Here is a 25,324-nt window from a genome sequence, read left to right on the forward strand (position 1 = left end):
TAGTAAAGATAATTATTTTTTGTAATAATAATGATTTATCTTTAGAATGTAGATTTTAAAAATTCCTATTATTTTATTGAAATGTATTTTATCATGAATGAAAAAATATTAGATATTGATTGCCAATCAGTTGAAATGCTTTTTAGTTTGGAAGCATTTCAAAAAAGAATAATGATAAAAAAATTTGAAGTAGGAGATTATTTAGTTTCTCAAGGAGATTCTTTTTGTATTTGCCTATTGTGAAATCAGGAGTAGTGAGGTTGGATTGTACTTCTATTTCGAAAGATGTTTTGTTAGATTATGTAGTTGCAGGGGAGGCATGTATGGTTAGTTTTTCTCATTATAATATAATGGATAAGTTATTGTTCACCGCTCAAGCTTTAACGAAAGTAGAAGCTTGGTTGTTGCCAAAAGTGGTGGTAGAAGAATTGTTGGAAAAAGATAAAAGATTTATAGACTATATAGTAAATAGATTATCTTTTGAATTTCAAAATATACTTCAATTATATATAGGCTTGCAAAATGATGATCTAGATAAACGATTAGAACGATATTTGAAAAAATATAGCACGAAATTAGAGTCAAACGGTATTAAGTTAACTCATCAGCAAATTGCCACGGATTTAGGGGTTAGTAGGGAAAGTATTTCAAGAATTATGTCTAAAAAAGTTGAGTTGTGATCTAGATCACAACGAGTTTAGTATTATGAAAATACTTTTGCTTAAAAAATATTTTATGGACGTTTTAATACCTAATAATTCTTTGATTACGGCCACTCCTGAAGAAGGGAGATTGTTGGCTGTAAAAATGGCTAGATTAATTATTAAATATACACAGCCTGATGCTTCAGTTCGCGAAAAACTAAGACCAGTTTATGCAGAAGATCCAGCTATGTTAATAGCGATTGGTCAGACTGTAGCGCTAGAATTTGCTACTATAGCAAAAGCTAATAATTATTGGAAAAAATAAATGTGTTAATTTTTTGTTTTTTAAAGGCTGTTCAGCTGATTTGCTACTTTGTTCTAGGGGTCAGATAATCTTTAGCTATTTTATGATAGTTAAAAATTGAGAATAAAGAGTAAATTCTATCGGACAGCCTTTTGCTTAAAATTAAAATTTGATAAGTAGATTTCTGTTATAGGCAGTATTGTTTTTAATGGTTTTTAAATGTGGTTTGTCCTTTGTGAAGTTAACAAACCATTTTGCTAATTCATCAATTTCGGATGAAATAAGAATTTTGATAGATTGATTTAACTCCTTGTTAAATTGTTCAGGATTTAAACTTGCTTTTTCTAACTTTCTTTGAATGTAGATTGACATCGTACTCATAGGCTAATAATAATTTATATTTGGGTTAATAAAATTAATAAAAAATATTTTATTAAACAAATAAAAAAAATATTTTATAAAATAATTTTAAAATTGAGATTTTGAAATATTTGAACTTTTTGTTTTTAACAAATTATAGTTAATAAGAAAAAAGATAAAATGAATTAAATATGTTTAATTTTACATAAACAAAACTCAAATGATATGTCTGTTTCAAAAGAATTAATTCAAAAATTAATAACTGTTGTTGGTGAATCGTATGTTTTTACGGATATTGAAACACGAAATAACTATGGACATGATGAAACAGAAGATTTTTGTTTTCCTCCAAGTGTTGTGGTAAAACCAGGTTGTACAGAAGAAGTTGCAGCTGTTGTTAAATTAGCAAATGATTTTTATACAGCTGTAGTGCCTATAGGAGGACAAACAGGATTGAGTGGAGGGGCTTTGTCTGTTTTAGAAGGAATCGGACTTTCTACAGAACGATTGAATAAAATTATTGAAATAGACGAAAAAAACCTTCAGGTTATCACAGAACCGAGGCGTTATAACACAAGTATTACGTGAAAAGGTAGCAGAAAAAGATCTTTTCTATCCTGTAGATCCAAGTAGCATGGGAAGTTGCTTCATAGGAGGGAATATAGCAGAAAATTCAGGAGGAGCTAGAGCTGTTAAATATGGATTAACGAAGGATTATGTACTCAATTTAGAAGTAGTCTTACCTACGGGGGAAATTATTTGGACAGGAGCCAATACACTAAAAAATTCGACAGGTTATAATCTAACCCAATTAATTATCGGTAGTGAAGGTACATTAGGGATTGTTACCAAAGCAGTACTAAAATTGTTGCCTAAAGTATCGTTTAATATTTTAATGTTAGTTCCTTTTTATAAGGCAGATCAAGCTTGTGAAGCCGTTTCAGCTATTTTTAGAGCAGGTGTAGTACCTAGTGCCTTAGAATTTATGGAACGTGATGCTATTGATTGGAGCTTGAAATATATAGAAGGAATAGCTATTGATGTTCAACCAGATCATCAAGCTCATTTATTGATTGAAGTAGACGGAAATTATCCTGAAATTTTAATGTTAGAGGCTGAAAAAATAATGAATGTTTTAGAAAAATTTCAAATTGATGAAATTCTTTTCGCCGATACTGAGGATCAAAAGAGTGCCTTGTGGAAGATGAGACGAGGTGTTGCAGAAGCTGTAAAAGCAAATTCAATCTATAAAGAAGAAGATACTGTCGTTCCTCGATATGAATTACCCAAATTATTAACAGGAATCAAATCAATCGGTGCTCGATACGGTTTTCAGTCAGTTTGTTATGGACATGCTGGAGATGGTAATTTGCATGTAAACATTATAAAAGGAAATCTAACAGATAAACAATGGAATGAAGAGGTGCCAAAAGGAATTCGGGAAATTTTTGAGTTAACTCTTTCTTTAAAAGGAACCTTGTCTGGAGAACATGGGATTGGCTGGGTACAGAAAAATTACATGGATATAGCTTTTTCAAAGGTGCATTTAGAGTTAATGGAACAAATTAAGTATATTTTTGATCCTAATAATATTATGAATCCGAGGAAAAATTTTACCAGACAAATTTTAGTTTAAATCTATTTCTCCTTTGTAAAAATCGTTAGTTTTATTAGATTTTTTAGGTGTTAGACTTCGCTAATAATCAATAAGGATTAAATAGTGTGCGTGATAAGGCAATTTAAAAAGAAAAATAAAAAATGTTTTGCTTTTTTGTAAGTATTTTGTTTTAAATAGTTTATGAAACGTTTTAATGTAGAAATTGAATCAAAAAAGAGAATTGCTAAAAATGTAAAATAAAAAAGATTTCTTTAAATCAGAATTATTTAATGACTCTAAACGTTAAATTTATTCTGGGGCCTATGTCTCTTTGCGTTTTAGGTATTTGGTGTTTCCAAAAATGTTGTATTGCACCTTGCATGATTAGTAAGCTTCCATGTTGTAAGTTTATATTTTGCTTAGCCCTTTCAATAGTATTGTGTTTAAGTTGAAAATTTCTTTCAGCCCCAAAACTAACAGAAGCGATAAGAGGGTTTCTCCCTAATTCTTTTTCGTTATCAGCATGCCATCCCATGCTATCCTGACCATTCCGATAATTGTTTAATAGAACCGTTGTAAAATGGGTGTTACAAACTTGTTCAATTTCATTTTTAATATGAGTTAATAAAGGAGTCCATTGATGAGGGTGCATTATGATGTTAGAATATCCATAGGGTTTTCCTTCATTACCAAATAAAGCTGTTAATCGTGGCTGAAAATGCTCTTTTCCATAAACGTTTATTTTATCCTGTTGCCATGGGATTTCGGATTGTAATTTTTGAAAAAGAATATTTGCTTTTTCTAGTGAAAAAAAAGCAGGATAATAAATAAGCTCTGCATCAGGAAGCTTAAATTTTATTATTTCATCAGGAAATAGCATTTTGTTAGTTGGTTTTTATTAAAAGATAGAAACAAAAAATAAATTTACAAAGTTTTATCTAATTATTACTTTATTATTCTATATAAAATGGATTAAAACGGAAATAAATTATAGAATTATTTAAATAGTACAACCAGATAAATTGAATAAAGTACAGGTTAGATGATAGACTTTATGTTGAAGATGAAAAGAAGAAACAAGATGAAAAAATGTATATTTTTAGATCCAAAGTTATTTTGATCTATGATAAAACTTTAACCCAGATTAGTATTAAACTTTGTTATGAAGCAAAAAAACAATAAATTCAAAGTGCTCACGTAAAATTTTGGAAGAAGAAATAGAAAACTATTTTGATGGTCAAAATGGAAGTATGTGCTTGAATTAGAAGCAAAATAAAGAAGAATAGATTTGCTTTGCTAATTCACTTCGTTCGAGTCTAATGTAGAATTTGACTTTAAAAGCTAATCTAAGGTGAAAATTAAAAAGACTGTTCGAAATTTAAAAATTAATTTACCTTTTGTCATCCTATGTTTGTCTAGGTAAGTTCTTTGAATATTTATAAATTTATTTCAACAGAAGAAAGAGAAAGATAAAAGCTAAATTTTGTCATTGATCAAAAGACTGTTCACAAAGCTAGTTCCTTTCTCTCTCTGCTTTTGAACTTGGACAGTTCATCCCGACAAAAGGAGAAATCACACAATATTCCTTATGAGATTTCTCCTATATTAGTCGAAAGACAAGATTGTGAACTTTTACGTCAACCTTTTTAAGCCCAGATTCCGCATTAAATTTCGTTGTGAAACAAGATTTTTCAATAAATTCAAGTGCTCATGGAAAATTTTAGAAGATGAAATAGTCCACTATTTCGATGAATAAAATTGGAGTACGTGCTTAAATTTGAAAAAAATAAAGTGGAATAGATTTCTAATGTTGAATTTAGGTTAAAATGAATGAAATTAAATATAGAAAAGTAGTATCATTTTTTACTACTTATATTCATTATTACAATTGCTAATATGATGAGTCCTATTCCTAACCATTGAGATAAAACAACGGTTTCGTTTAATATAATAAATGCCATCATAACCGAAACAGGCAATTCTAAGGAAGAAACAATACTTCCTAATCCAATTCCAGTATGAGGAAATCCTGCGTTCATTAGGATAGGAGGGATAATTGTGCCAAATAAAGCTAAAAAGACACCCCATTTAGTAAAAATAGCCATGTTGAAAGGTGTTACTTGTGTAGCTATAGAAAAACCAAAAACAATAATAGCACCTCCTAAAAGCATGTATAGGCTACGTTGTGCAGACGATATTCCTACAGCAATTCTATTGGCTGTAAACATAGTAGTAGTAAAAGAAGCAGCAGCTAAAAGTCCCCACATGATACCTCTCCAATCTAAATTAATTGATTTACTAAATAAGTTGGTAGCTAAAGCTGTTCCTACTAAAACGATTGTAACGGAAATTATTTTTTGCATAGAAGGGGCTTTTTTATCTAAAAACCATTCTAGTAATACTCCCATCCAAACGGTTTGCATTAACAAAACAATCCCTATAGAAACGGGAATATATCTTACAGCTAAGTAATAAAAAACACTCGTCATACCAAGTGAGGTCCCCGCTAACATTAAGTGCAAAATATTAGCAGAGCTTGCTTTTATAACTTCTTCCTTCTTTTTGAATTTTTGGAAAGCATTTATTAAAAGCATACCTAAAATTCCATATATAAACTGTGAGGACGTAACCTCTGCTGTAGTAAAGTTTTCTTTATAAGCTAACTTTACAAAAGTAGCTAACATTCCGTAGCTAGTTGCTCCTAATCCTACTAGAAAGACTCCTTTTAAAATACTATTCTTCAACATTTTTTTAAAAATTAAGGGCGGCAAATATACAACAACTAAAATGTTAAATATTAAAATCTATTAGTTTTTTTTGAAAAAATAGAGCCGAAGTGAAACGTTTTTATTTTGTAGGATTAATAAAAAAGTCTATTAGGCAGAAAAAGTTAGTTAAGGCATTGTTTCTTATACCTATTTGACTTGTATTATTTAGCCCATATCCGTATTAGACTTTGTTGTGAAGATGAAAATGAAAAAAATAATAAGGCATGGGAATTTTTTCTTGCAGATATGGAGACAAAAGTGATAGTTCAATGCGTGGTTTGTTACTTAGATAAAAGAGAGAAGTAACATTATCAATATTATGTCATTTATAGAATAGTAGAAATAATAAGATTACGGACCTTTTATACAACTACTTTTGAAACTATTTCAATATTTAAATTTCCATTATCAAGATTAACGAGGGATCTTTATATGCTAATCTAGAAACTAATAGAATAGGTGTTTCAAAATTTCTAAAGAAAAATAAGATGTAAAAAGCAAAGAACTTCAAGGTTTTAGAGAAAACCTTGAAGCAAATTAAAGATATTGAAACTTTGAGTTTTTTTGATATTTAATTTAAAATTAAGCACCTTGCATAAAACAAATTTTAGAATCTCTAATAGAAAAAATGATTATCCAAATGAGTACTTAAAATGGAAGAATTTATCGTTTATGATTTTTCCTACCCATATTATATGGTATCCTTTTTGGTTTCATAAATGAAGCCTTATTTTTTTTTCTAGAAAGATATTTTACATGTAATTTTCTAGCAGGTGTTTTTATTCGGTGAAAATAACCTCTATGTTTATAAATGTGAGTGATAAATAATGCGTGATTGATAGGGCGCCAAGGTTTCCACCAACGAGGAAACAATGACCAGCGTACAGGTGACACCCAAACACGATAACCTGGAGCATAAATGAATCGAATACAAGGCCATGTCCAAACATTTATCATGATTCGTGTTATAATACTCTCCCCAACGGAAGGACCTTTATCTCTCATTATTTTTTCAGATATATCATAAGGTTCAACAATTGTATTTTTATCAAACAAATCTTCATCCCCTATAATTTGAATATACACCTCGTCATTTCCTACTTTTTCAATATTTAAAGTGGCAATATCTTGTTTTTCGGAATCACCTACTAATGCACTTAAAATAATAATATGATCAGAATCGTCTATTATATCTTCAACAGTAATGTAATCTGTTGTTCCATCATTATTCAAATCAAGATTGTTTACATTGTTATTTTCTTCATTTATAGCTTTCTCAAACTCCTCTAATGAAGCTGCGTTTTTAAAGATGGCTAAAGCGCCTTCTAAATTAAAGTTTTCCTGATTTGTTTCCTTTACCTCCATATTTTGAGCATATTTTGGAGTCAAAAAGAAAAAGGTTAAAAATATAAAGAGAAATTTTTTCATGATTATTTAGATTTATAGGTTTGTTTATAAGACTGAGAAAAAATAAAAAGGTTTAATAGGGGTTATCTGAAAAAGTTTCTGTTTATTTGTAAGGTGTAAATAATTGGGGAATTTATGCAAAATTCAGTTAAGACTATAGAGCAAAAGCTAGTAGAGGCTTATTCTATTAGGATTAATAATCTTACCAAAAGTATAACAATAGCTAATCAAGCTTTAAAGGCTTCTTTATTTATAGATAATAAAGTTTTGATTGGAAAAAGTTATAGCCAACTAGCTTTATACTACATGATAGTTGGGGAAATGCAAAGAGCTAAATATTATTCCGAAAATGCCATAAAAATTTTTAATGAATTAGGAGATGATCGAGGCTTGGCAGATGCTAAATATGGATTAGCAGGTGTTTATTACAAAACAAATCAGTATCATTTAGGTCTTATTCATTTTAGTGATGCCTTAAAGATTTATAGAAAGTACGATGATTATTGTAATCAATCGCGTACTGAAAAGTCTTTGGGTACTATTTTTGAATGTATAGGCGATATAACCAGTGCATTTAAAGTATATAAAAGTGCAATTCGTAATGCTAAGAAAATTCATGATTTAAATCTAGAATCGAATGTGTATAACAATCTTTCAGGTATTTTGATTAAAATGGGAAAGATAAATTTTGCAAAACAAACGATTAATAAATCCATAGAACTAAAAAAACAAACAAATGATATAAGAGGAATGGCTTACGCATTGTATGGTAAAGGCAAAGTATATCATTTTTGTAAAGAATATGATAAAGCAAAAGATTTCTATGAAAAATCCTTGAATATTCATAAGAAAATGGGGGAAAATATCGGAGTTGTTATGACGATGACAAAATTAGCAGCCCTTTATTTTGAAATGAAAGATATAGATAAAGCATTACAATTTGCAAAAGAAGGATTATTATTAAGTGAAACCTTAGAGTTTTCAATATGTACTATTAAATTAAATCGTATCATTTATCTTATATATAAAAGTTTAGGTGATTTTGAAAAATCCTTATATTATTTTGAAAACCATTTATTAGAAAAAGAAACTGTTATTAATACTCAAACATTAAAAGTAATAGAAAGTTAGGAGTTAATAGCTAAAATGGAAAAAATAGAAAATGAAGCCATTTTACAAAGAGAAAAACAAAAAATATTAGAAAAGAAAAATTTAGACGAACTTGAAAATTATAAAAGAAAACAAGAGTTTTTGTCTATAATGAGTCATGAAATAAGAACTCCATTGAATGCTATTGTAGCCTCACTCGTTTTATTAGATGATAAAATTGTAAATGAAGGGAAAAAAATTGTAAGAAATTTAAAATTCGCATCGGATAATCTAATTAGTGTTGTAAACGATGTTCTAGATTTTAATCGGTTAGATGGACAAAATGTAAAATTAGATTTAGTTTCAACCAATATTAATTTTTTATGTCAAAATACAATTGAAATGTTCGAACGTTTTGCAAAAAGTAAAAACATTGAACTCGCCTATTTTTCAACAGTAAATTTTTCTAACCATTATTTAATAGATCCCACCAAATTAACACAAATTTTAAATAATTTAATAAGTAACGCTATTAAATTTACAGATGAAGGAACTGTAAAATTAGAAATAAAAGTAGTTAATTCAGGAGAAGAAACCGATCTAATTTCTTTTCGAATAACTGACACAGGAGAAGGGATATCAGAAGAAAACTTACCTCGTATATTCGATAGTTTTTCACAGCTAAAACCTTATTTAACACGCAAACATGGAGGAACTGGTTTAGGATTAGCAATTGTAAAACGATTGATAGAATTACATAACAGTAGTATAATCGTAGAAAGTAAACAATATATAGGAACCTCTTTTTATTTTGAAATCGAGTTAGAAAAATCAAAAGAAATTTTGATAAAAATAAATGAAAAAAATCAATTAATAGGGAAAAAAGTATTGATTGTAGACGATACAAAAATGAACGGAATGTTACTTTCAAAACTATTAAAAAAATGGAGCATGGAAATTGAGTATGTGGATACAGGTAAAAAAGCAATAGAAATAGTAAAACATCAAAAATTTGATTTCATTTTAATGGACATCCACATGCCCGAAATGAACGGTTTTGAAGTTTCAAAAGATATTAAAATAACTCAAAATTTAAATATACAAACACCTATTTTTGCACTTACAGCCGATATTCTGGCTGATACAGATGAAGATTTTAAAAAATATTTTTCAGGCATTATTTTTAAACCTTTTGATATAAATAAACTATATAATTTATTAATTGCCTATTGAAAATGATTTAATTTTTTTCCAATTAGCAACAAAATGATCTTTTTGCCCCATATTCCATCCGTGTTTTGACTCCGTAATCCCTTGCAGTGCAAAAAAATATAAGATATGAAACAAAAAACCTAATTTTTGCTCCAACAAAAAAGTTTAAAACATTTCGTTGATACTCAAAAACTAAATAATATTCTTTGTTAAAAAAAGGTTAAAACTTGTAACAAAAATCAATAAAACAGTCTACTAAGATAAAAGATTTTATAAATACATGAAAAAAAATAAAACCTGTCTTTTGTTATTAACTTTTTTATCTATTGCAACTCATGCTCAAGAAAATAAAGGAAAAACGAATGAATTAAAAGAAATAGCAATTGTTAAAGAAAAAAAAGCAGTTGAACAAAAAGCAGATCGTACTATTTTTGAATTTGCAAGCCAAGCTCATCTAAATTCAGGATCTGTTTTAGAAGGAATGAAAAAATTACCTGGTTTAGTAGCTTCTGATGTTGCAGGTATGATGTATCAAGGTAAACAATTAGATGTATTTTTAGACGGAAGACCTCTTAATATTTCAACAAATGAGTTGAACGCTTTTTTAGAAGGATTACCAGCTAATTCCGTTGAAAAAATAGAAGTCATTACAAATCCGAGAGCAGAATTTCCAGCCACCTCAGGAGGCGCCATTCTTAATATTGTTACTAACAAAAATGCCAAAAATTATCTAACAGCCACCTATACCAATAGCAGTAGTTTTACCTCTTATGATAAAAATCGTTGGCGAACAAACAACAGTGTACTTTTAAGCTCTAAAAATAAAATATTTGGATGGCAGTTAAATTTAGGTCAAAACTATGCAGAACGAGGCATGTGGTCAGAAGTACTTAAAAAAGAAACAGATCAGTCTACGTTATTAAATTCTATTGATTCAGATCGGATCTTAAGAACACTTTTTGTAAAAACAGGACTTACATTTGAGATAGGAAAAAATAGAGTATTATTGAATTATGATATTTATTCTAATAACAATTCTAGTGTTACAGATGCAAAAGGATTATTACCTAATTCAACTATATTTTCAACCATAGATGACAGTAAAACACAAACATTGCGTCAGGATGCAGTAGCAACATACCAAATGCGTTTTTCGGATTCTAATAAAAAACTTGATTTTAAATTTAATTTTAATAGTATATCAAATGATTTTGACTTGTATTCAAGAAACTTTAATATAAATACCCTAAGTAACGAATCAGTACAACGCCTTTATAACTTTAAAATAGATTATAATCAACCTATAAAACTATTAGACGAAGGTAAAATTACTGTAGGTACTTTGTATGAAGAATTATATTTTAATACTTTTAATAAAAAAAATAATAATTTAGAATACAAAAGAATGACTGCTTCTACTTATGCAGAATTACAAACTAAATATAAAAAGTTTGAATTTACTATAGGGCTAAGAGGAGAAAATTATGATATTTCAGGAAAAACAGAAACACAACCTTTAATCCCTTTTAAACAATATAGAATATTTCCTAATGCAAGCATTCAATATGACTTAGCAAACAAAATAGTTATATCAGGAAGCTATAATAAAAAGATAACATTACCTAGTACATCTTCTCTTAATCCAAATAACACAAATTATCAAAATCCAAATATTGGATATTTGGGAAATCCACAATTACAACCCACACTTTTTAATAATTATGAATTAAAATTATCCGTTTTTGAGTACGCTTTTATTGGTTATAATATTAGCGAAGGATTTAATCAAGTTGCTCAACGAATGTATTTAAGTGGAAACCGAATGGTTAATACAAATGAAAATATTCCTTCAATAAAAATTCATACATTCAATTTTGGATTACCTATTCCTTATATGCTATTCACCAAAGGTTTAAAAGAAACGGCTCAATTTAATTTCAATCCAGATAAAATCAATTTCATGTTTATTTATGCAGGTAGACAAAAACATGAAATACCAACAGTTGATACGAAAGCATTTTGGATTTTCAATATTATGTCACAAATCGTATTACCAGGAGAAATTAAATGGGTAACTAATTATAGCCATATTACAAAAGGAGGAAATTATTTTTATTTTGTAGCGCAAAGACCTTTTAATCATAGTTTAGATATGACTTTTTCTAAAAAGTTTTTAGCTAATCAATTAACAGTTTCAGTAAATGTAGACGACATATTTAATTTTAATATATCATCATTTAACTTTTCGAATACTGCCCTTTATATGTCTAATAAAAGTGATACGCGTAGAATAGGGATTACTTTAAACTATAAGATTCCAACCAAAAATAAAATGGCAAAAGAAGATCCTAATATGTTGAATAAAGAAAAAAAGGAAGATAATGGAAATATAATAGGGAATTAAGTAATAAAATAAAAAGATGTTTTTTGAATCTAAAAAGTACATTTTGTTCTACATAAGATGTCTTAAAAGTTCGTAATCTTATTATCTATACAATAAGAGAAATCACATAATATTGATAATGTGATTTCTCTCTTTGATTCAAGTGATAAATAACGATTTTTGTACTCAATATAGTAATTAAGTTGACGATAAAAAAATCCTTACAGTTTTATCCTGATTTTCACTTTTCATCTTCACGGTAAAGTTTATCGCGTAATCTGGAATAAAAAAGAACTTAATTTTTTTTTGAAAATTCCTCTAAATCACTTAAATGAACTTTTAAAGCATGAACAGAAATACTAATTTCCCAAAAAGAAATTCCTAAGGATACTAAAAGGCTAAATAAACTAAAACCAAAAATATAAATAGCAATGTATTGCAAATTAAAAAATAATAATAACATTGCAAAAACAGATAAGAATAAGCAGAGTACTCCCATAAGTTGCATAAAACGAATTAGATTTAAACGGTTATTAAGATTTTGAATTTCTAAAATAATAGATTTGTTATGAACCTCCTCATAATTCTTTTTAAACTTCTAATAATTTGAGCAATTGTTAAAAAGCGATTCGTATAGGCTAATAGGATTAAAGAACTAGCTGAAAATAATAAGGCAGGTGTTTCAATTGATAGGGTCATGTTAATTTTTTTGTTTATTGTGTAAAATGAATTTAAAAAAATCCTTATTGATCATTAAAAAACGATATTTAAGAGAATATTATCGAAAATACAATTAATAATTTTAATTAGAAATTACGAAGAGATAAGTTTTAAAAGTAAAAAACTAGAACACAATATTAGAAAGTCTAAAATACGTGTATTTTCGTTTGTATTATTAAATTATTTTTTAATGAAAAATAATTGATCTATTTTAATTTTAAAATAGACTCGGTCAAATTTACTAAAAAAAACTTTCTATTTAATTTTTGCGGTAGTTTTCTGGTTAAGATTTTTGTTTTATTTTCAATTTCTTGTATTCTAATTTTTCTCAAAAATGAAAATAATTTATCTGTTATTATCCCAGATTCGGGATTAGACTTCGTTGTAAAACAAAATTTTTCAATATTATTCAGATTATCATAAAAAAGCCACAGCTTATTGTAAGTAAAAAGGAATGATTTCTGATTATTGTTTCTTAGTAGATTGGAGTATATCCTTATAGTGGAATGAAGATGTTTGAAAAGTCAAAATTCAATGTTTAATCTGTTACTTCGACGAGAGGAAAAGTCACATTATCAGTAGCATGTGATTTACTTTACCTATTCGAGTTAGGATACCTTCATCATAGATAGAAAATAAAATATATTGATTTTTAGTTTTTTAGATCAAAATCGTTTTTTTATCGTACATTTGCCCTTTAATTTAAAGGTTACTGCTTTTTGATTTTCTGTTTTAGTAGTTTTTAACTTCCTCAGTAATTACTTTCCAGCTGCCATTTTTTTAAAACCTATTTTTTAATTACTAATTATAATTTTTACAGTAATAACATTGTGTAATTATTGTTGTGTGATTAATTTATAGTTAATAATACAAGTAAACCTAGATATATATGGCAGATTCTTATTCGAAAAAAGAAAATAATAAGAAAAAAATAAAAAAACAACAAGATAAAGAGCTCAGAAGAAACGAGCGAAAAGTCAATAATAATAAAGGAAAATCTTTAGAGGAAATGTTTGTGTATGTTGATAAAAATGGAAATTTAACCTCAACACCACCTCATTTGCAAGTTATTGAAACAGAAAAAAATAATGAAAATGGAGAAAAGGACTTTAGTAGAATAAAAAAAGATTTTTCTACAGGTCTTGTTACTTTTATAAAAGAAACAGGTTTTGGATTTATTACTGAAGATGAAACCAGAGATAATTTATTATTTCATTTTGAAGGGACTAATACCAAATTTAAAAAGAATATAAGGGTAAGTTTTAAAAAGAAACAACACCTAAAGGTTTTAGAGCCACACATGTCGTAATTATTAATTAAATATAAATAGAAATGCAAGAAGGTACAGTAAAGTTTTTTAATGAAACAAAAGGTTTTGGATTTATTACTTCTAATGATGGACAAGAAATATTCGTTCATACTACAGGTTTAACACAACGTGTAAGAGAGAATGATGTAGTAGTTTTTGAGGTTGAGCGCACACCTAAAGGATTAGCTGCAGTTAATGTAAAAGAAAATAATTAAAAACAAAAGCCTGATGAAATCAGGCTTTTGTTTTTCTTGCTATTTATTTTAAAGCTTCAAAACTTCGTTTTACAAATGAAGTTAATTCTTCTCCTTTTAATAAACCTTGTGATAACTTAGCTATATCTAAAGCTTGTTTTACCAAGTCCTTTTGTTCGCTTTCATCACTATTTAATATAGAAGAAGCTAAATCAGAGTTGGTATTTACCACTAAATTATACATTTCTGGAAAATTACCCATTCCAAACATACCGCCACCGCCAGTTTGACTCATTTCTTTCATACGACGCATGAATTCTGGTTGTGTAATCATAAAAGGAGCCGAATTGCTGTCAAGAGCTTCCATTTGAACAGTATAGTTTTCTTTAGGAACCACCGTTTCAATTGTGATTTTTAATTTATCCTTTTCTTCATCAGATAATTTTGAAATCGCAGTGTCTTCTTTTTGAATTAATTTGTCTATATGATCCGCATCTACACGAGTAAAGGTTACATTTTCATTATCAGCCTCTAATTTTTGAATCAAGTGAGAAACAATAGGAGAGTCTAACAATACCACTTGATAACCTTTTTCTTTTGCAATATCAATATAACTATGTTGTGTTTCTTTGTTAGAAGCATAAAGAACGACCAATTTACCATCTTTGTCAGTTTGTGTTTCTTTTAATGCTTCTTTTAATTCGGTTAATGTGTAAAATTTATTATCCGTTGTTGGATATAATACAAAATCACCCGCTTTTTCATAAAATTTGGCCTCAGATAACATTCCGTATTCTAAAACTACTTTAATGTCATTCCATTTTTTTTCAAAATCCTCATGATTTTCATTAAATAAAGATTTTAATTTATCTGAAACTTTACGTGTAATATAGTTTGAAATTTTCTTTACATTACCATCGGCTTGTAGATACGAACGTGATACGTTTAGAGGAATGTCTGGAGAGTCAACAACTCCTTTTAGCATCATTAAAAATTCAGGAACAATACCCTCTACATTATCTGTTACAAATACTTGATTTTGGTATAATTGAATTTTGTCTTTTTGTATTTGTAAATCTGAAGATAATTTAGGGAAATATAAAATACCTGTTAAGTTAAACGGGTAATCTACATTTAAATGAATATTGAATAAAGGATCTTCAAAATTCATAGGATATAATTCGCGGTAGAAGCTTTTGTAATCCTCATCCGTTAATTCTGAAGGTTGTTTTGTCCATGCAGGATTCGTATTGTTAATAAAATTATCAACTTCTACGTATTCTGTTTTGTAATCTTCAGGGGCATCTTCGGGTTTCGGTAAGGCTTCTTGTTTAGTACCAAATTTGATGGGAATTGGCATAAACTTGTTGTATTTTGTTAATAATTCGCGAATTTTGAATTCCTCCAAAAACTCAACAGAATCATCCGCAATATGAAGAATAATTTCAGTTCCTCTTTCCATTTTATTATGAGGCTCTAAAGTAAATTCAGGACTTCCATCACAAGTCCAATGAGCAGCCGATTCTTCTTTAAAAGATTTGGTAATAATTTCTACCTTATTAGCCACCATGAAAGCAGAATAAAAACCTAATCCAAAATGACCAATTACGCCTGATTCTTTGGCAGAATCTTTGTATTTTTCTAAAAACTCCTCCGCTCCCGAAAAAGCAATTTGATTAATGTATTTTTCTACTTCTTCAGCAGTCATTCCTAACCCCGGTCAATGATATGAAGCTTTTTAGCCTCTTTATCAATTTTAATTTCTATAATAGGGTGGCCGTATTCTACTTTAGCTTCGCCAATGCTGGTTAAATGCTTTAGTTTTAAAGTAGCATCTGTAGCATTTGAAACTAACTCACGTAAAAAAATTTCGTGATCGCTATATAAAAACTTTTTGATTAAGGGAAAGATGTTTTCTACTGAAACATTAATTTTTCCTGTTGTCATAATGTTATTGAAATTTAAATTTAATAGTTTATTCCTTTTCAAATAGAATACCAATTCTTAAAATCTGACAAATTGACGGTTTGTGTAGTAGATTTTCTACTAAAAAATTACTAAATTGGTATTAAATTTGCCCTGTTGGCAAACGTAAAAAATCAAAATAAAATGAAAAAACTAGTTTTAATGGCTGCTATGTTAGGGGTCATGGTTTCCTGTAAACCTAAACAATCATTGGTTACTACAAGTGTAAATAGAAAAACACAAGTAGCTTTAAAGGGAGATTGGGTAGTTAGTGGAGTAGAATATGCAGGTTCTGAGTATTTTAAAGTAACTTCTTTTGAAATTGCTGATGCAAAATGTTTTGAAGGGAGTGAGTGGCATTTGGTGTCCAATAACGATTCGGGAAACATGACATTAAAAAAAGCGGGTTGTTCTTCTTATGCTTCTGATATTAAATGGTATGTAACAGATGAGAACCAAATGGTTTTGAAGTTTATTAAAGAAGGGGAAAAACCAAGAAAAGTAACTTCAGGATATATCTTGATTGTTTCAAATGTAACAGAAAACGCATTTGATTTGACTAGCAAAGTACAAGTTGGAAATAGTGGAGGTAAGGTCGTTTACCATTTTAGAAAAAAATAAAAGTTATAAAAAGATGAAAAAAATAGCAATATATACCATGTCAGGAGCTTTTTTAATTAGTGGTATGACAAGTTGTGAGGCAATTAAAAATACAAATAATACACAAAGGGGTGCGGCAATCGGAACTGTAGCTGGAGCTGTTTTAGGAGGTGTTTTAGGAAATAATATAGGAAAAGGTGGGAATAGTGCTTTAGGAGCTGTTTTAGGTGGTGTTATTGGAGGTGTAGCTGGAGGAGTTATTGGAAATAAGATGGACAGACAAGCACGTAAGATTAGTGAATCATTACCCGGAGCGCAAGTAGAAAGAGTAGGAGAAGGTATTAAATTAACTTTAGGAGAAAATGCTGTTAATTTTGATTTTAACAAAGCGACTTTAACAGCCAAGGCAAAATCAAATTTAGATAAATTAGTACCTGTTTTCAAAGAATATGCGGATACAGATATTAAAATTTATGGTTATACGGATAGTAAAGGTTCTGATGAATATAATCTTAAATTATCAGATGATCGCGCTAAATCAGTAAAGAATTATTTAGCTTCTAAAGGATTAAATGGAGCTCGTTTTATTACAACAGGTATGGGAGAAGCCGATCCATTAGCAAGTAATGATACAGATGCTGGTCGTGCTCAAAATCGTCGTGTTGAATTTGCTATTACTGCTAATCAAAAGATGATTCAAGAGGCTAAAAATGAATCAGGACAGTAAAAAGATAGGAAAGGCTGAGGTTGTCTGAAAAGAAGTAAATCAACGTTTAGTTTGTTGCTTCGACAATAGAAGAAATCACATTATCAAAATTATGTGAAATCTCCTACTAGTCGAAATGTAAGATAGCCATCTTATTAGACGCCCTCAGTCTTTTTTTACTGAATGAAAAATTCAGATTTTTTAGTAGAAATAATTTTTTTATTTTCTAAATCATATAAATCTAAAATTAATTGATGCGTTCCTAGTCTGGCCAATCCTTCCAAAACTTTTGGAACCCATTTTTCATTTAAAAAAGGAGTTTGATTAATTGTAATTCTAACAGTATATTTTTTAGAATCAATATTTATTTTAGAAGCCTCTGTTAAAATATAATCAATCAAAAGTTTTTTAGCATCTGTTAAAGAATAAGTACCTCTTGGTCTACTAGCAAAAATATGAGGCTGATTGCTAATGTTTACTCTTAAAATTTCATCTCCATTCATAATCGTACTTTTTGTTGTAATAATTGCTTCTGGATTTTTGTATATTTCATGATAGGAACGCCCCGGAGCAATTGCAATAGTATGTTCACCATCGGCTAAATTATATTTAAAAGGGGTACTTGATACACCCAAATAAGGCGCATCATCTATAATTAAATGTAAGTGTTGTCCCATTGGAGAAAAAGGTAAATTAACGGTTGTTTGATCGGTCGTAGGAATGCCTAATTGATAATTATTGAATGTAAAATTAAATTCTCCTGTTTTGTAAGTCCACGGTTTGATATTAGGTAAGTTGATGGGTTGGTAGGTGGCAATATCCGTTAATGTTAATAATTCAATAGGAAGAGCGGTTTTAGGATCTAAATTCTTTTTAAATGAATTAGATAATCTTTTAATTACGGCATCTTTTACATCCAAATTGGTAGGGTATATTGTAACAGATTTAACTTTTACTGTTTGTTTGTCTGAAGCTAATTCTGTTTTTAAGATAATTTTTTCTAATTTTTGATTTGACCATAAATGAGCTAGATTTGATTTTTTTACGTTAATTGTAACTTCTCCGTTTGTAGTAATATACTCTCCTTCTACGGCAAAGTTATTAGCGTAAGATTTATCATAGCCAATCCATCGTTGTGCTGTAAATTTTCCGTCTTGAGTAAACGAAATTCTTACGGTATCTTGTTTGTCCCATGTTCCTATAAACTCGTTTTGAATTGTAGGATTTACTATTGGTGCAGAAGCATTATCTTTTTCACAAGAGAATAAACTCAAAATGCCAAAGCTACTAAAAAGCGCAAATTGTAATAGTTTTGATTTCATTGTTAATTAAATTTGGTTTAACATATTAAAAGCAAAACTACTTACATTCTAATGTCCAAAGAATAGATGGAAAAACATAAATATGGATAAAAAAACTAAATCTTGATCTGAAAATCATCAATATGATTTTGTTTTAAGTTTATTCGGAAATCTTTTGGAGAAACAAGGGTATGTTGTTTGAAAATACGACTAAAATAGAAAGGATCTTCAAAACCTAATTCGTAAGCAATTTCTTTAACACTCAAATTAGAATTAAAAAGTTTGCTCTTAGCTAATGCAATTAATTTTTCATGAATAGCTTTTTGAGTCGTTTTGCCCGTTCTAGATTTTATAAGAAAATTTAATTCTCTAGTTGTTATATTAAGTTTTTGAGCATAAAAATTAGGTTGATGTTGAGAGGTTATATATTCATCCATTAAAATTTTAAGACGACTCATATCTGTATCTAATAAAGTTTTTTTTTGAGAAGTAATAATTCTTAGGCATAAAAGAAGTAAAATGCTTATATAATTTAAGATTAAAAAATAAGTTCCAATAGAAGAATGCTGTATTTCTTCTTCAATTAAACTAAATTGATGAATTATTTTGTAAAGATCATGAGTGGAAAGTTGCATTATACGAGTTTGTAATATATTTTGAAAAATAACTCCCCGGCATCCATATTCTTTCGCCTGTACGTCTAAACAAAAATAATTAGGATGAAATAAAAGTAACTTACCCGAAAGATTTGAAATAAACTCTAATTTTTGATAAGGATAAAAAAATAAGATAGAATTTAAAGTTATTTCATGTTGTACACTTTCAAATAATATAGAAGAAGGGGTGTCATTTTCAAAAATAAAAATGCCATAGAAATTTTTATTTACTATATAACGCCAAAAATCAGAATTATTAAAATTTATAATTGAAACAATTATATCCTTTTGATTGTTTTTAAAATCAATTCTTTCCATCCTTTTTTTTGAAATTTATCATTAGGATTTTGAAAAAAGAGCTATTTTGTATCAATTTTTCTTTTTATATCATAATAGAATCTTATTATTTATGGTTAAAAAATATTTGCTTCTTGGATATTCTTGTTATTTTTGTGACCCTAATTTGATAAAATGCTTCAAGTAAAAAATATTTCATTCGGATATACGGATACCCCAATTATTAAGGCCATAAATTTTGAGGTTCAAAAAGGACAAAATATAGCATTAATTGGCGAAAGCGGCTGTGGAAAAAGTACTTTATTAAAATTGATCTACGGATTGTATGATGTAAATGAAGGAAATCTTTTTTGGAATGAAAAGCCGATTATAGGACCTAAGCAAAATTTGGTTCCGTGGATGCCATTTATGAAATATATGGCTCAAGATTTTGGATTAATGCCTTATGAAACGGTATCTGAAAGCGTAGGCAAGTTCTTATCTAATCAATTATTAGCAATCAAACGCTTGCGTATTCAAGAACTATTAGATATAGTAGAAATGGGGGATTTTTCACGACGTAAAGTAAGCGAGCTAAGTGGGGGGCAACAACAGCGTGTTGCCTTAGCTAGAGTTTTAGCTCTAGAACCCGAAGTATTACTTTTAGACGAGCCCTTTAGCCATATTGATAATTTTAGGAAAAACGCATTAAGACGTAACTTGTTTGCTTATTTAAAATCGAAAGGTATTACCGTAATTATAGCAACACACGATAGTACAGACGCATTAGCTTTTGCTGATGAAACACTCGTTTTAAGAGGAGGCGAGTTAGTAGTAAAGGCTCCGTCTAAAGAAATTTATACCCATCCTAAAAATAAATATGTAGCGTCTCTATTTGGAGAAGTTAATGAGCTAGTAATCAATAGAAATGGATTGTCAGAAACCATTCTATTGTATCCTCATCAATTAAGAGTTTCAGAAGAAGGGCAACTAAAAGCAACAGTTAAACAATGTTATTATAAAGGAGGGTATTATTTAATAAAAGCAGCGTTTAATGGGCGACCTATTTTTTTTGAACATAGAGATATTTTAGAGCTCCAATTAGATGTAGCTTTAGAAGTACTTATATAATACCTACTATAAGGCTGATGCCATAAATAAAAAGTAGAAAGGCTACTACTTGTTGAATAAAAACTAGTGTAGTCTTTTTTAATATTTTATTGCCAAAATAAACCCCAACAAAAGCAGATAAAGTTGCGATTGTAATCAGTTTAAAATCTAAATTAGAGGGATCGTTTATGATTCTAGAAAGATAAATACTTATTCTGGATATATCTATAAAAAAGGCTATTACTACTCCAGTTGCAATAAATGATTCCTTTGTTAAACCTGCTCTAATTAAAAAAGCACTACGTAAAGCTCCTTGGTGTCCAGAAAGCCCTCCAAAAAAACCACTCAAAGCACCCCCGAAACTTAAGTATTTTCTATTAAATTCTATTTTTTTTAGTTTAGGAATAACATCAAATAAAGCAAATAAAATAAGTAAAAATCCGATCAATACCTTCAATAAAGTAATCTTAAAAACCTTGTTGGCTAAATTATATTCTAATAAATCGTTTTGATCTGTTAAAAAATTTAATAAAAAGGCACCCAAAAAAGAAAATATGAAAGCAGGTAAACCAAATTTTAAGACGATAGCTCGATCTGCATTTTTTCTAAACAAGAAAAATTTGAAAATATTATTTAAAAGATGAACAATAGCGGTTAAAGTTATTGCTATTTCAACAGGAAAAAACAAGCCGAAAATAGGAAATAGAATAGTTCCCAATCCGAAACCTGAAAAAAGGGTTAAGCCAGCTCCCACAAATGTAATGGCACAAATTATAATATAGTTCATGTTTTAAAATATAGAATTATAATTTAAAAAAGGAAAAGATATTCAGATACAAATATCTAATAAAGATAAATTTTTATGAGAAATATGGAATAAAAAATAATGCGACAATCTGTTTAATTTGATGTTGAGTGTTTGGTTTTTCTAAAAATTATTGATTTGTAAAAAAAGAGCTCTAAATTTTGTTAATACTGTAAGTTCAGTTAACTTTGTTGACTGGTTTTTAACTAAAATTTTAAGTATGTATCATTCTAGAATTTCAGGATTAGGTTATTATGTTCCAGAAAATGTGGTAACCAATGACGATTTATCTAAAATTATGGATACCAATGATGAGTGGATCCAAGAAAGAACAGGAATAAAAAGAAGACGCCATGTAAATAGTCCTGAAGAAACAACTACTTCAATGGGAGTAAAAGCGGCTGAGATAGCAATAGAAAGAGCAGGGATCAGTAAAGATGATATAGATTTTCTGATTTTTGCAACTTTAAGTCCAGATTATTATTTTCCGAGGACCGGGAGTGCTAGTACAGCGTGATTTGGGATTAAAAACAATCGGAGCATTAGATGTACGAAATCAATGTTCAGGTTTTGTATACGCTATTTCTATAGCTGATCAATACATTAAAACAGGAATGTACAAAAATGTATTGGTTATTGGTTCAGAGGTTCATTCCAGAGGTTTAGATATGACTACTCGTGGACGTGGAGTATCTGTTATTTTTGGAGATGGGGCAGGAGCAGCCATTTTAACACGTGAAGAAGATCTGTCAAAAGGAATCTTATCCACTCATTTGCATTCTGAGGGGCAATATGCAGAAGAATTAGCTCTTATTGCGCCTGGTATGGGAAAACGTTGGGTAACAGATATAATGGCAGATAATAATCCAGATGATGAAAGTTATTTTCCTTATATGAACGGACAATTTGTATTTAAGAATGCAGTAGTTCGTTTTAGCGAAGTAATCATGGAAGGATTAAAGACAAATAATTTAGAGGTTTCGGATATAGATATGTTAATTCCTCATCAAGCTAATTTGCGTATTTCTCAGTTTATTCAGCAAAAGTTTCAACTGACGGATGATCAAGTATATAATAATATTATGGAGTATGGAAATACGACAGCCGCTTCTATTCCTATTGCGTTAACAGAAGCTTGGGAACAAGGTAAAATAAAAGAAGGAGATACAGTTGTTTTAGCAGCTTTTGGCTCTGGTTTTACTTGGGGAAGTGTTATTATTAAATGGTAATTTATTAAATAAAAAAGAGGCTGTTTACTTTTTTAACAGCCTCTTTTTTTATTAGACTATTTAGGTACTATCATAATATAGTTTTTGTATAAACATTTCTTAGAAAAAAGGTTTGATTTTTAGTATACCCTAATCACAAAGAAAAAATGTTTTGCACCCAACTAGTTAGTTGGTAATTTTTCATGATTGATTCATCAATTCTTGTTTTCGAATGAAGAAATACTTCAATATTATCAAGTTCATTTAAGTTTTTTAAATAAAAGATATTATTGATTTTAAATAAATCATATTTCACTATAGAAGGGTTATTCGTAATTATTTTTTTCTCAAGTCCTAATGCTTCAAAAATTCTAAAACTTAAACCGCTCTGGTTTTTTCGGATAACATCTACTATAACAGAACTTTTTTGGTATAAATCTAACGTTTCAGCTTGACTAAAACGTTTTTTTCTAAAGGTAATATTAGAATAATGTCCCCTATATTTTTTCTTAAGATTGAAAAACCAAGATTTTTTACCAATACTATAAAAAGTAAATGAGAGTTTTTTTCTTTTTAAAATTTCACCTATTTGATTTAATAGATCAATTCGTTCGTCAATTGAACCAATATAAATAAAATCTTGAATTTTGTTTTTTGTTGCGTTTTTTTCTGTTGTATAAATATAATTAGATGTTTTGATAAAACGATATTCTTTGCAATTAGTACTATCAAAAGAATATATTTTATCAAAAAGATCAGGAGATAAATGATTAATAGGATTTCTTTCTATACTATCATATAGATATGCTAAATAGAGATTAGTGAATTTTTTTATTTTTAGATGATATTCAGGAGCTATAAGTTCTGGATTTATGACTAAAATTTGATCCTGTTTTCCTAATTCCTCTAATCTGGATATAATATAGTCTTGGCGTTTTTTTATTTTAGGATTTTTGCCTAAAAAAACTTTAGAGAAAGTGTTTTTTAATCGCTCAAAAAAATTTTTGTGTTTTAAATTTCCAATTTTTATATGATGACTTTCATGACCCAATTTTTTTAGTTCAGTAACAATATGATGATCATAATTCCAGTGATCAAAACTAATAACGCAAATTTTTTGATTCATTTTATTCTAATAAAAGGTGTAAAGATATTTATTTTAAGTTATTTTTGCCTTTAATAAAAGTTGTTTCATGAAAAGAAAAATTCAAGACCTGTTATTGCAGTTAAAAGAAAGAGGAACCGATTTTACAATAGGAACAAGAAATCAAATAAAAATTATTTCCCATGAAGGAAAAGTCTTGAATGTTAAAATTTTTAAAGTTCCATCATTGTTTAATGGAGTTGTATATAAGTTTTTCAGGAAATCAAAAGCAAGACGTTCCTATGAATATGCTCACCTTTTAGCACAAAAAGGAATAGGAACTCCTTTTCCTGTAGGTTATTTTGAGAATTTTTCGTGGTTTACCCTGAAAGATAGTTATTATGTTTGTGAACATATAAAATATGATTATCTTTTTAGAGATCTGTTAGATTTATCAATAGAGGAATCAGATCATGTAAGAATTTTAAAAGAATTTACAAAGTTTACTTTTTTACTCCATAGCGAAGGAATAGAGTTTTTAGATCATTCACCGGGTAATACATTAATCAAAAAAAATGATACGGGAGGATATAGTTTTTATCTTGTAGATTTAAATAGAATGAAATTTCATGCAAATATGAGTTTTGATCAAAGAATGAAAAATATGGAGAGAATTACTCCAAGACAAGATCAACTAGAAATCATAAGTGAAGAATACGCTATTCTTTATGGCAAAACAAAACAAGAAGTTTTTGAAAAATTAGTATATCATACATCTGCCTTTCAAAAAAAGATAATTACAAAGAAAAAGTTCAAAGAAAAATGGTTGAAAAGATAAAAAATATTTTCAAAGTTAGTTTTTTTCAAAATCCAAAAAATATAGCCATCATTTGGATTATTATTTCAGCAGTTTCAGCTATAAAACAATTTGCAAGAGGGAGCTACAACAATTATTTAATCTTTAAAAATGTTTTTTGGCATACATTAGAAAAACAATCTTTATATGCGGAGTATCCCAACTTATATTTTGATCATAATCATTATGGACCAATATTTAGCTTGTTTATAGCCCCATTTGCTGTTTTACCAGATGCTATTGGTATTGTATTATGGAATTGTTTTAATGCTTTTTTACTTATATGGGCTGTTTTTAAACTACCACTAAAAACACAAAAAATTAATTTGATTTTATGGATTTGTTTAAATGAATTTATTACATCCAACTTAGGATTACAATTTAATCCTATTATGACAGCATTAATAATTCTTACTTATGTTTTTATTATTGAAAAAAAGAACTTTCGGCTGCTTTTTGTATAATTCTAGGTATTTTTATAAAACTTTATGGCATTGTTGGATTGGCTTTCTTCTTTTTTATAAAAAATAAACCCAAATTTATAGCAGGACTTATTTTATGGAGTCTGGTCTTATTTATATTACCTATGCTGATTTCATCTCCCCAATTCATTTGTCATTCATATATTGAGTGGTTTGAAAGATTAGTGGTAAAAAATAGCGAAAATGCCTCGTTTAATTCTAGACAAGATATATCTGTAATGGGAATGTTTAGACGTATTTCAGGACATGCTGAATGGTCTAATTTGCCTTTTTAGGAATAGGGATTTT

At 28.6% G+C, this 25,324-nt stretch carries 22 protein-coding genes and 4 pseudogenes; 16 read left to right on the forward strand and 10 right to left on the reverse strand.

Annotated features, from left to right (window positions below; genetic code table 11):
- The first annotated feature begins 93 nt into the window (after nucleotides 1-93).
- The 3 genes from JJC05_RS13635 to JJC05_RS13645 are packed head-to-tail and all read left to right on the forward strand — an operon-like array spanning nucleotide 94 to nucleotide 969.
- Nucleotides 94-243: a hypothetical protein gene (locus tag JJC05_RS13635; protein WP_235877644.1), complete on the forward strand. Its 150-nt coding sequence runs from the start codon at nucleotides 94-96 to the stop codon at nucleotides 241-243.
- Nucleotides 240-680 carry a Crp/Fnr family transcriptional regulator gene (locus tag JJC05_RS13640; RefSeq protein ID WP_235877646.1) on the forward strand — a complete coding sequence of 147 codons (441 nt, stop codon included), beginning with the start codon at nucleotides 240-242 and terminating at the stop codon, nucleotides 678-680. Before JJC05_RS13635 ends, JJC05_RS13640 begins: the two co-directional genes overlap by 4 nt.
- Nucleotides 681-735: 55 nt before the next feature.
- Nucleotides 736-969 carry a hexameric tyrosine-coordinated heme protein gene (locus JJC05_RS13645; protein ID WP_127822804.1) on the forward strand — a complete coding sequence of 78 codons (234 nt, stop codon included), beginning with the start codon at nucleotides 736-738 and terminating at the stop codon, nucleotides 967-969.
- A 141-nt stretch (nucleotides 970-1,110) separates the two neighbouring features.
- Here the strand turns inward: JJC05_RS13645 and JJC05_RS13650 are convergent, their stop codons facing one another.
- Nucleotides 1,111-1,320: a hypothetical protein gene (locus JJC05_RS13650; protein WP_240668918.1), complete on the reverse strand. Its 210-nt coding sequence runs from the start codon at nucleotides 1,318-1,320 to the stop codon at nucleotides 1,111-1,113.
- A gap of 213 nt (nucleotides 1,321-1,533) precedes the next feature.
- Here JJC05_RS13650 and JJC05_RS17605 point away from each other — a divergent pair, with 213 nt between their 5' ends.
- Both JJC05_RS17605 and JJC05_RS13655 read left to right on the forward strand, forming a co-directional pair.
- Nucleotides 1,534-1,896, forward strand: coding sequence for an FAD-binding oxidoreductase (locus JJC05_RS17605; RefSeq protein WP_258929201.1), 363 nt, complete (start codon nucleotides 1,534-1,536; stop codon nucleotides 1,894-1,896).
- Nucleotides 1,877-2,944 carry an FAD-binding oxidoreductase gene (locus JJC05_RS13655; RefSeq protein ID WP_258929720.1) on the forward strand — a complete coding sequence of 356 codons (1,068 nt, stop codon included), beginning with the start codon at nucleotides 1,877-1,879 and terminating at the stop codon, nucleotides 2,942-2,944. The genes JJC05_RS17605 and JJC05_RS13655 overlap by 20 nt, the downstream gene beginning before the upstream one ends.
- A gap of 244 nt (nucleotides 2,945-3,188) precedes the next feature.
- Here the strand turns inward: JJC05_RS13655 and JJC05_RS13660 are convergent, their stop codons facing one another.
- From JJC05_RS13660 to JJC05_RS13670, 3 genes are all read right to left on the reverse strand, one after another.
- Nucleotides 3,189-3,785, reverse strand: coding sequence for an alpha-ketoglutarate-dependent dioxygenase AlkB family protein (locus JJC05_RS13660; RefSeq protein ID WP_127822806.1), 597 nt, complete (start codon nucleotides 3,783-3,785; stop codon nucleotides 3,189-3,191).
- 976 nt (nucleotides 3,786-4,761) lie between these two features.
- On the reverse strand, nucleotides 4,762-5,652 hold the full coding sequence (locus JJC05_RS13665) for an EamA family transporter (RefSeq protein WP_088393937.1): 891 nt from the start codon (nucleotides 5,650-5,652) through the stop codon (nucleotides 4,762-4,764).
- A 684-nt stretch (nucleotides 5,653-6,336) separates the two neighbouring features.
- Nucleotides 6,337-7,101, reverse strand: coding sequence for a hypothetical protein (locus tag JJC05_RS13670; RefSeq protein WP_235877648.1), 765 nt, complete (start codon nucleotides 7,099-7,101; stop codon nucleotides 6,337-6,339).
- A 114-nt stretch (nucleotides 7,102-7,215) separates the two neighbouring features.
- Between JJC05_RS13670 and JJC05_RS13675 the strand changes: the two genes are divergently transcribed.
- The 3 genes from JJC05_RS13675 to JJC05_RS13685 all read left to right on the forward strand — a co-directional run bounded on the left by JJC05_RS13675 (nucleotide 7,216) and on the right by JJC05_RS13685 (nucleotide 11,785).
- A complete protein-coding gene (locus JJC05_RS13675; protein ID WP_235877650.1) occupies nucleotides 7,216-8,211 on the forward strand; it encodes a tetratricopeptide repeat protein in 996 nt (331 codons plus the stop codon).
- 15 nt (nucleotides 8,212-8,226) lie between these two features.
- Entirely contained in the window at nucleotides 8,227-9,402 is a 1,176-nt protein-coding gene (locus tag JJC05_RS13680) for an ATP-binding protein (RefSeq protein ID WP_235877652.1), read from the forward strand.
- Nucleotides 9,403-9,661: 259 nt separating this feature from the next.
- Nucleotides 9,662-11,785, forward strand: coding sequence for an outer membrane beta-barrel family protein (locus tag JJC05_RS13685; RefSeq protein ID WP_235877653.1), 2,124 nt, complete (start codon nucleotides 9,662-9,664; stop codon nucleotides 11,783-11,785).
- Nucleotides 11,786-12,059: 274 nt separating this feature from the next.
- On the opposite strand, the pseudogene JJC05_RS13690 reads toward JJC05_RS13685, so the two are convergent.
- Nucleotides 12,060-12,463: pseudogene (locus JJC05_RS13690) on the reverse strand (DUF2721 domain-containing protein).
- Between the two features lie 910 nt (nucleotides 12,464-13,373).
- On the opposite strand from JJC05_RS13690, the gene JJC05_RS13695 reads away from it, so the two are divergent.
- A complete protein-coding gene (locus tag JJC05_RS13695; protein WP_258929208.1) occupies nucleotides 13,374-13,793 on the forward strand; it encodes a cold shock domain-containing protein in 420 nt (139 codons plus the stop codon).
- Between the two features lie 23 nt (nucleotides 13,794-13,816).
- Nucleotides 13,817-14,008 (forward strand): cold-shock protein, encoded by a 192-nt coding sequence (locus tag JJC05_RS13700; RefSeq protein WP_235877654.1) that lies wholly within the window; start codon nucleotides 13,817-13,819, stop codon nucleotides 14,006-14,008.
- Nucleotides 14,009-14,051: 43 nt separating this feature from the next.
- Here the strand turns inward: JJC05_RS13700 and htpG are convergent.
- Nucleotides 14,052-15,934, reverse strand: a pseudogene (htpG, locus tag JJC05_RS13705) (molecular chaperone HtpG).
- Nucleotides 15,935-16,096: 162 nt separating this feature from the next.
- On the opposite strand from htpG, the gene JJC05_RS13710 reads away from it, so the two are divergent.
- Nucleotides 16,097-16,573: a hypothetical protein gene (locus JJC05_RS13710; RefSeq protein WP_240668919.1), complete on the forward strand. Its 477-nt coding sequence runs from the start codon at nucleotides 16,097-16,099 to the stop codon at nucleotides 16,571-16,573.
- 13 nt (nucleotides 16,574-16,586) lie between these two features.
- Nucleotides 16,587-17,279, forward strand: a complete 693-nt coding sequence (locus JJC05_RS13715; protein ID WP_105196618.1) for a YiaD family glycine zipper/OmpA-like lipoprotein — start codon at nucleotides 16,587-16,589, stop codon at nucleotides 17,277-17,279.
- A gap of 155 nt (nucleotides 17,280-17,434) precedes the next feature.
- On the opposite strand, the gene JJC05_RS13720 is transcribed toward JJC05_RS13715, so the two are convergent.
- Complete coding sequence (locus tag JJC05_RS13720; RefSeq protein ID WP_235877655.1) at nucleotides 17,435-18,580, reverse strand: hypothetical protein; 1,146 nt, start codon at nucleotides 18,578-18,580, stop codon at nucleotides 17,435-17,437.
- A gap of 95 nt (nucleotides 18,581-18,675) precedes the next feature.
- On the reverse strand, nucleotides 18,676-19,533 hold the full coding sequence (locus JJC05_RS13725; RefSeq protein WP_235877657.1) for a helix-turn-helix domain-containing protein: 858 nt from the start codon (nucleotides 19,531-19,533) through the stop codon (nucleotides 18,676-18,678).
- Between the two features lie 153 nt (nucleotides 19,534-19,686).
- On the opposite strand from JJC05_RS13725, the gene JJC05_RS13730 reads away from it, so the two are divergent.
- Entirely contained in the window at nucleotides 19,687-20,622 is a 936-nt protein-coding gene (locus JJC05_RS13730; RefSeq protein WP_235877660.1) for an ABC transporter ATP-binding protein, read from the forward strand.
- Here the strand turns inward: JJC05_RS13730 and JJC05_RS13735 are convergent.
- Complete coding sequence (locus tag JJC05_RS13735; RefSeq protein WP_127822811.1) at nucleotides 20,615-21,388, reverse strand: sulfite exporter TauE/SafE family protein; 774 nt, start codon at nucleotides 21,386-21,388, stop codon at nucleotides 20,615-20,617. The genes JJC05_RS13730 and JJC05_RS13735 overlap by 8 nt on opposite strands.
- A gap of 238 nt (nucleotides 21,389-21,626) precedes the next feature.
- On the opposite strand from JJC05_RS13735, the pseudogene JJC05_RS13740 reads away from it, so the two are divergent.
- Nucleotides 21,627-22,635: pseudogene (locus JJC05_RS13740) on the forward strand (3-oxoacyl-ACP synthase III family protein).
- A 133-nt stretch (nucleotides 22,636-22,768) separates the two neighbouring features.
- Here JJC05_RS13740 and JJC05_RS13745 read toward each other — a convergent pair.
- The gene (locus JJC05_RS13745; protein WP_235877662.1) at nucleotides 22,769-23,740 is read right to left on the reverse strand and encodes a WaaS/CpsH family glycosyltransferase; all 972 of its coding nucleotides are present in this window, start codon (nucleotides 23,738-23,740) and stop codon (nucleotides 22,769-22,771) included.
- A gap of 67 nt (nucleotides 23,741-23,807) precedes the next feature.
- Between JJC05_RS13745 and JJC05_RS13750 the strand changes: the two genes are divergently transcribed.
- Nucleotides 23,808-24,536, forward strand: a complete 729-nt coding sequence (locus JJC05_RS13750) for a Kdo domain containing protein (protein WP_105196612.1) — start codon at nucleotides 23,808-23,810, stop codon at nucleotides 24,534-24,536.
- Nucleotides 24,521-25,311: pseudogene (locus tag JJC05_RS18955) on the forward strand (glycosyltransferase family 87 protein). The gene JJC05_RS13750 and the pseudogene JJC05_RS18955 overlap by 16 nt, the downstream one beginning before the upstream one ends.
- The last annotated feature ends 13 nt before the right edge of the window (nucleotides 25,312-25,324 follow it).

The sequence above is a fragment of the Flavobacterium davisii genome, assembly GCF_019565505.1.
GTDB lineage: Bacteria > Bacteroidota > Bacteroidia > Flavobacteriales > Flavobacteriaceae > Flavobacterium > Flavobacterium davisii.

Coding starts and splice junctions, on each gene's coding strand:
- JJC05_RS13730 (WP_235877660.1), top strand. CDS start 19,687: ATGCTTCAAGTAAAAAATATTTCATTCGGATATACGGATACCCCAATT.
- JJC05_RS13725 (WP_235877657.1), bottom strand. CDS start 19,533: ATGGAAAGAATTGATTTTAAAAACAATCAAAAGGATATAATTGTTTCA.
- JJC05_RS13720 (WP_235877655.1), bottom strand. CDS start 18,580: ATGAAATCAAAACTATTACAATTTGCGCTTTTTAGTAGCTTTGGCATT.
- JJC05_RS13710 (WP_240668919.1), top strand. CDS start 16,097: ATGAAAAAACTAGTTTTAATGGCTGCTATGTTAGGGGTCATGGTTTCC.
- JJC05_RS13635 (WP_235877644.1), top strand. CDS start 94: ATGAATGAAAAAATATTAGATATTGATTGCCAATCAGTTGAAATGCTT.
- JJC05_RS17605 (WP_258929201.1), top strand. CDS start 1,534: ATGTCTGTTTCAAAAGAATTAATTCAAAAATTAATAACTGTTGTTGGT.
- JJC05_RS13675 (WP_235877650.1), top strand. CDS start 7,216: ATGCAAAATTCAGTTAAGACTATAGAGCAAAAGCTAGTAGAGGCTTAT.
- JJC05_RS13735 (WP_127822811.1), bottom strand. CDS start 21,388: ATGAACTATATTATAATTTGTGCCATTACATTTGTGGGAGCTGGCTTA.
- JJC05_RS13670 (WP_235877648.1), bottom strand. CDS start 7,101: ATGAAAAAATTTCTCTTTATATTTTTAACCTTTTTCTTTTTGACTCCA.
- JJC05_RS13660 (WP_127822806.1), bottom strand. CDS start 3,785: ATGCTATTTCCTGATGAAATAATAAAATTTAAGCTTCCTGATGCAGAG.
- JJC05_RS13715 (WP_105196618.1), top strand. CDS start 16,587: ATGAAAAAAATAGCAATATATACCATGTCAGGAGCTTTTTTAATTAGT.
- JJC05_RS13665 (WP_088393937.1), bottom strand. CDS start 5,652: ATGTTGAAGAATAGTATTTTAAAAGGAGTCTTTCTAGTAGGATTAGGA.
- JJC05_RS13695 (WP_258929208.1), top strand. CDS start 13,374: ATGGCAGATTCTTATTCGAAAAAAGAAAATAATAAGAAAAAAATAAAA.
- JJC05_RS13650 (WP_240668918.1), bottom strand. CDS start 1,320: ATGTCAATCTACATTCAAAGAAAGTTAGAAAAAGCAAGTTTAAATCCT.
- JJC05_RS13750 (WP_105196612.1), top strand. CDS start 23,808: ATGAAAAGAAAAATTCAAGACCTGTTATTGCAGTTAAAAGAAAGAGGA.
- JJC05_RS13745 (WP_235877662.1), bottom strand. CDS start 23,740: ATGAATCAAAAAATTTGCGTTATTAGTTTTGATCACTGGAATTATGAT.
- JJC05_RS13680 (WP_235877652.1), top strand. CDS start 8,227: ATGGAAAAAATAGAAAATGAAGCCATTTTACAAAGAGAAAAACAAAAA.
- JJC05_RS13700 (WP_235877654.1), top strand. CDS start 13,817: ATGCAAGAAGGTACAGTAAAGTTTTTTAATGAAACAAAAGGTTTTGGA.
- JJC05_RS13645 (WP_127822804.1), top strand. CDS start 736: ATGGACGTTTTAATACCTAATAATTCTTTGATTACGGCCACTCCTGAA.
- JJC05_RS13685 (WP_235877653.1), top strand. CDS start 9,662: ATGAAAAAAAATAAAACCTGTCTTTTGTTATTAACTTTTTTATCTATT.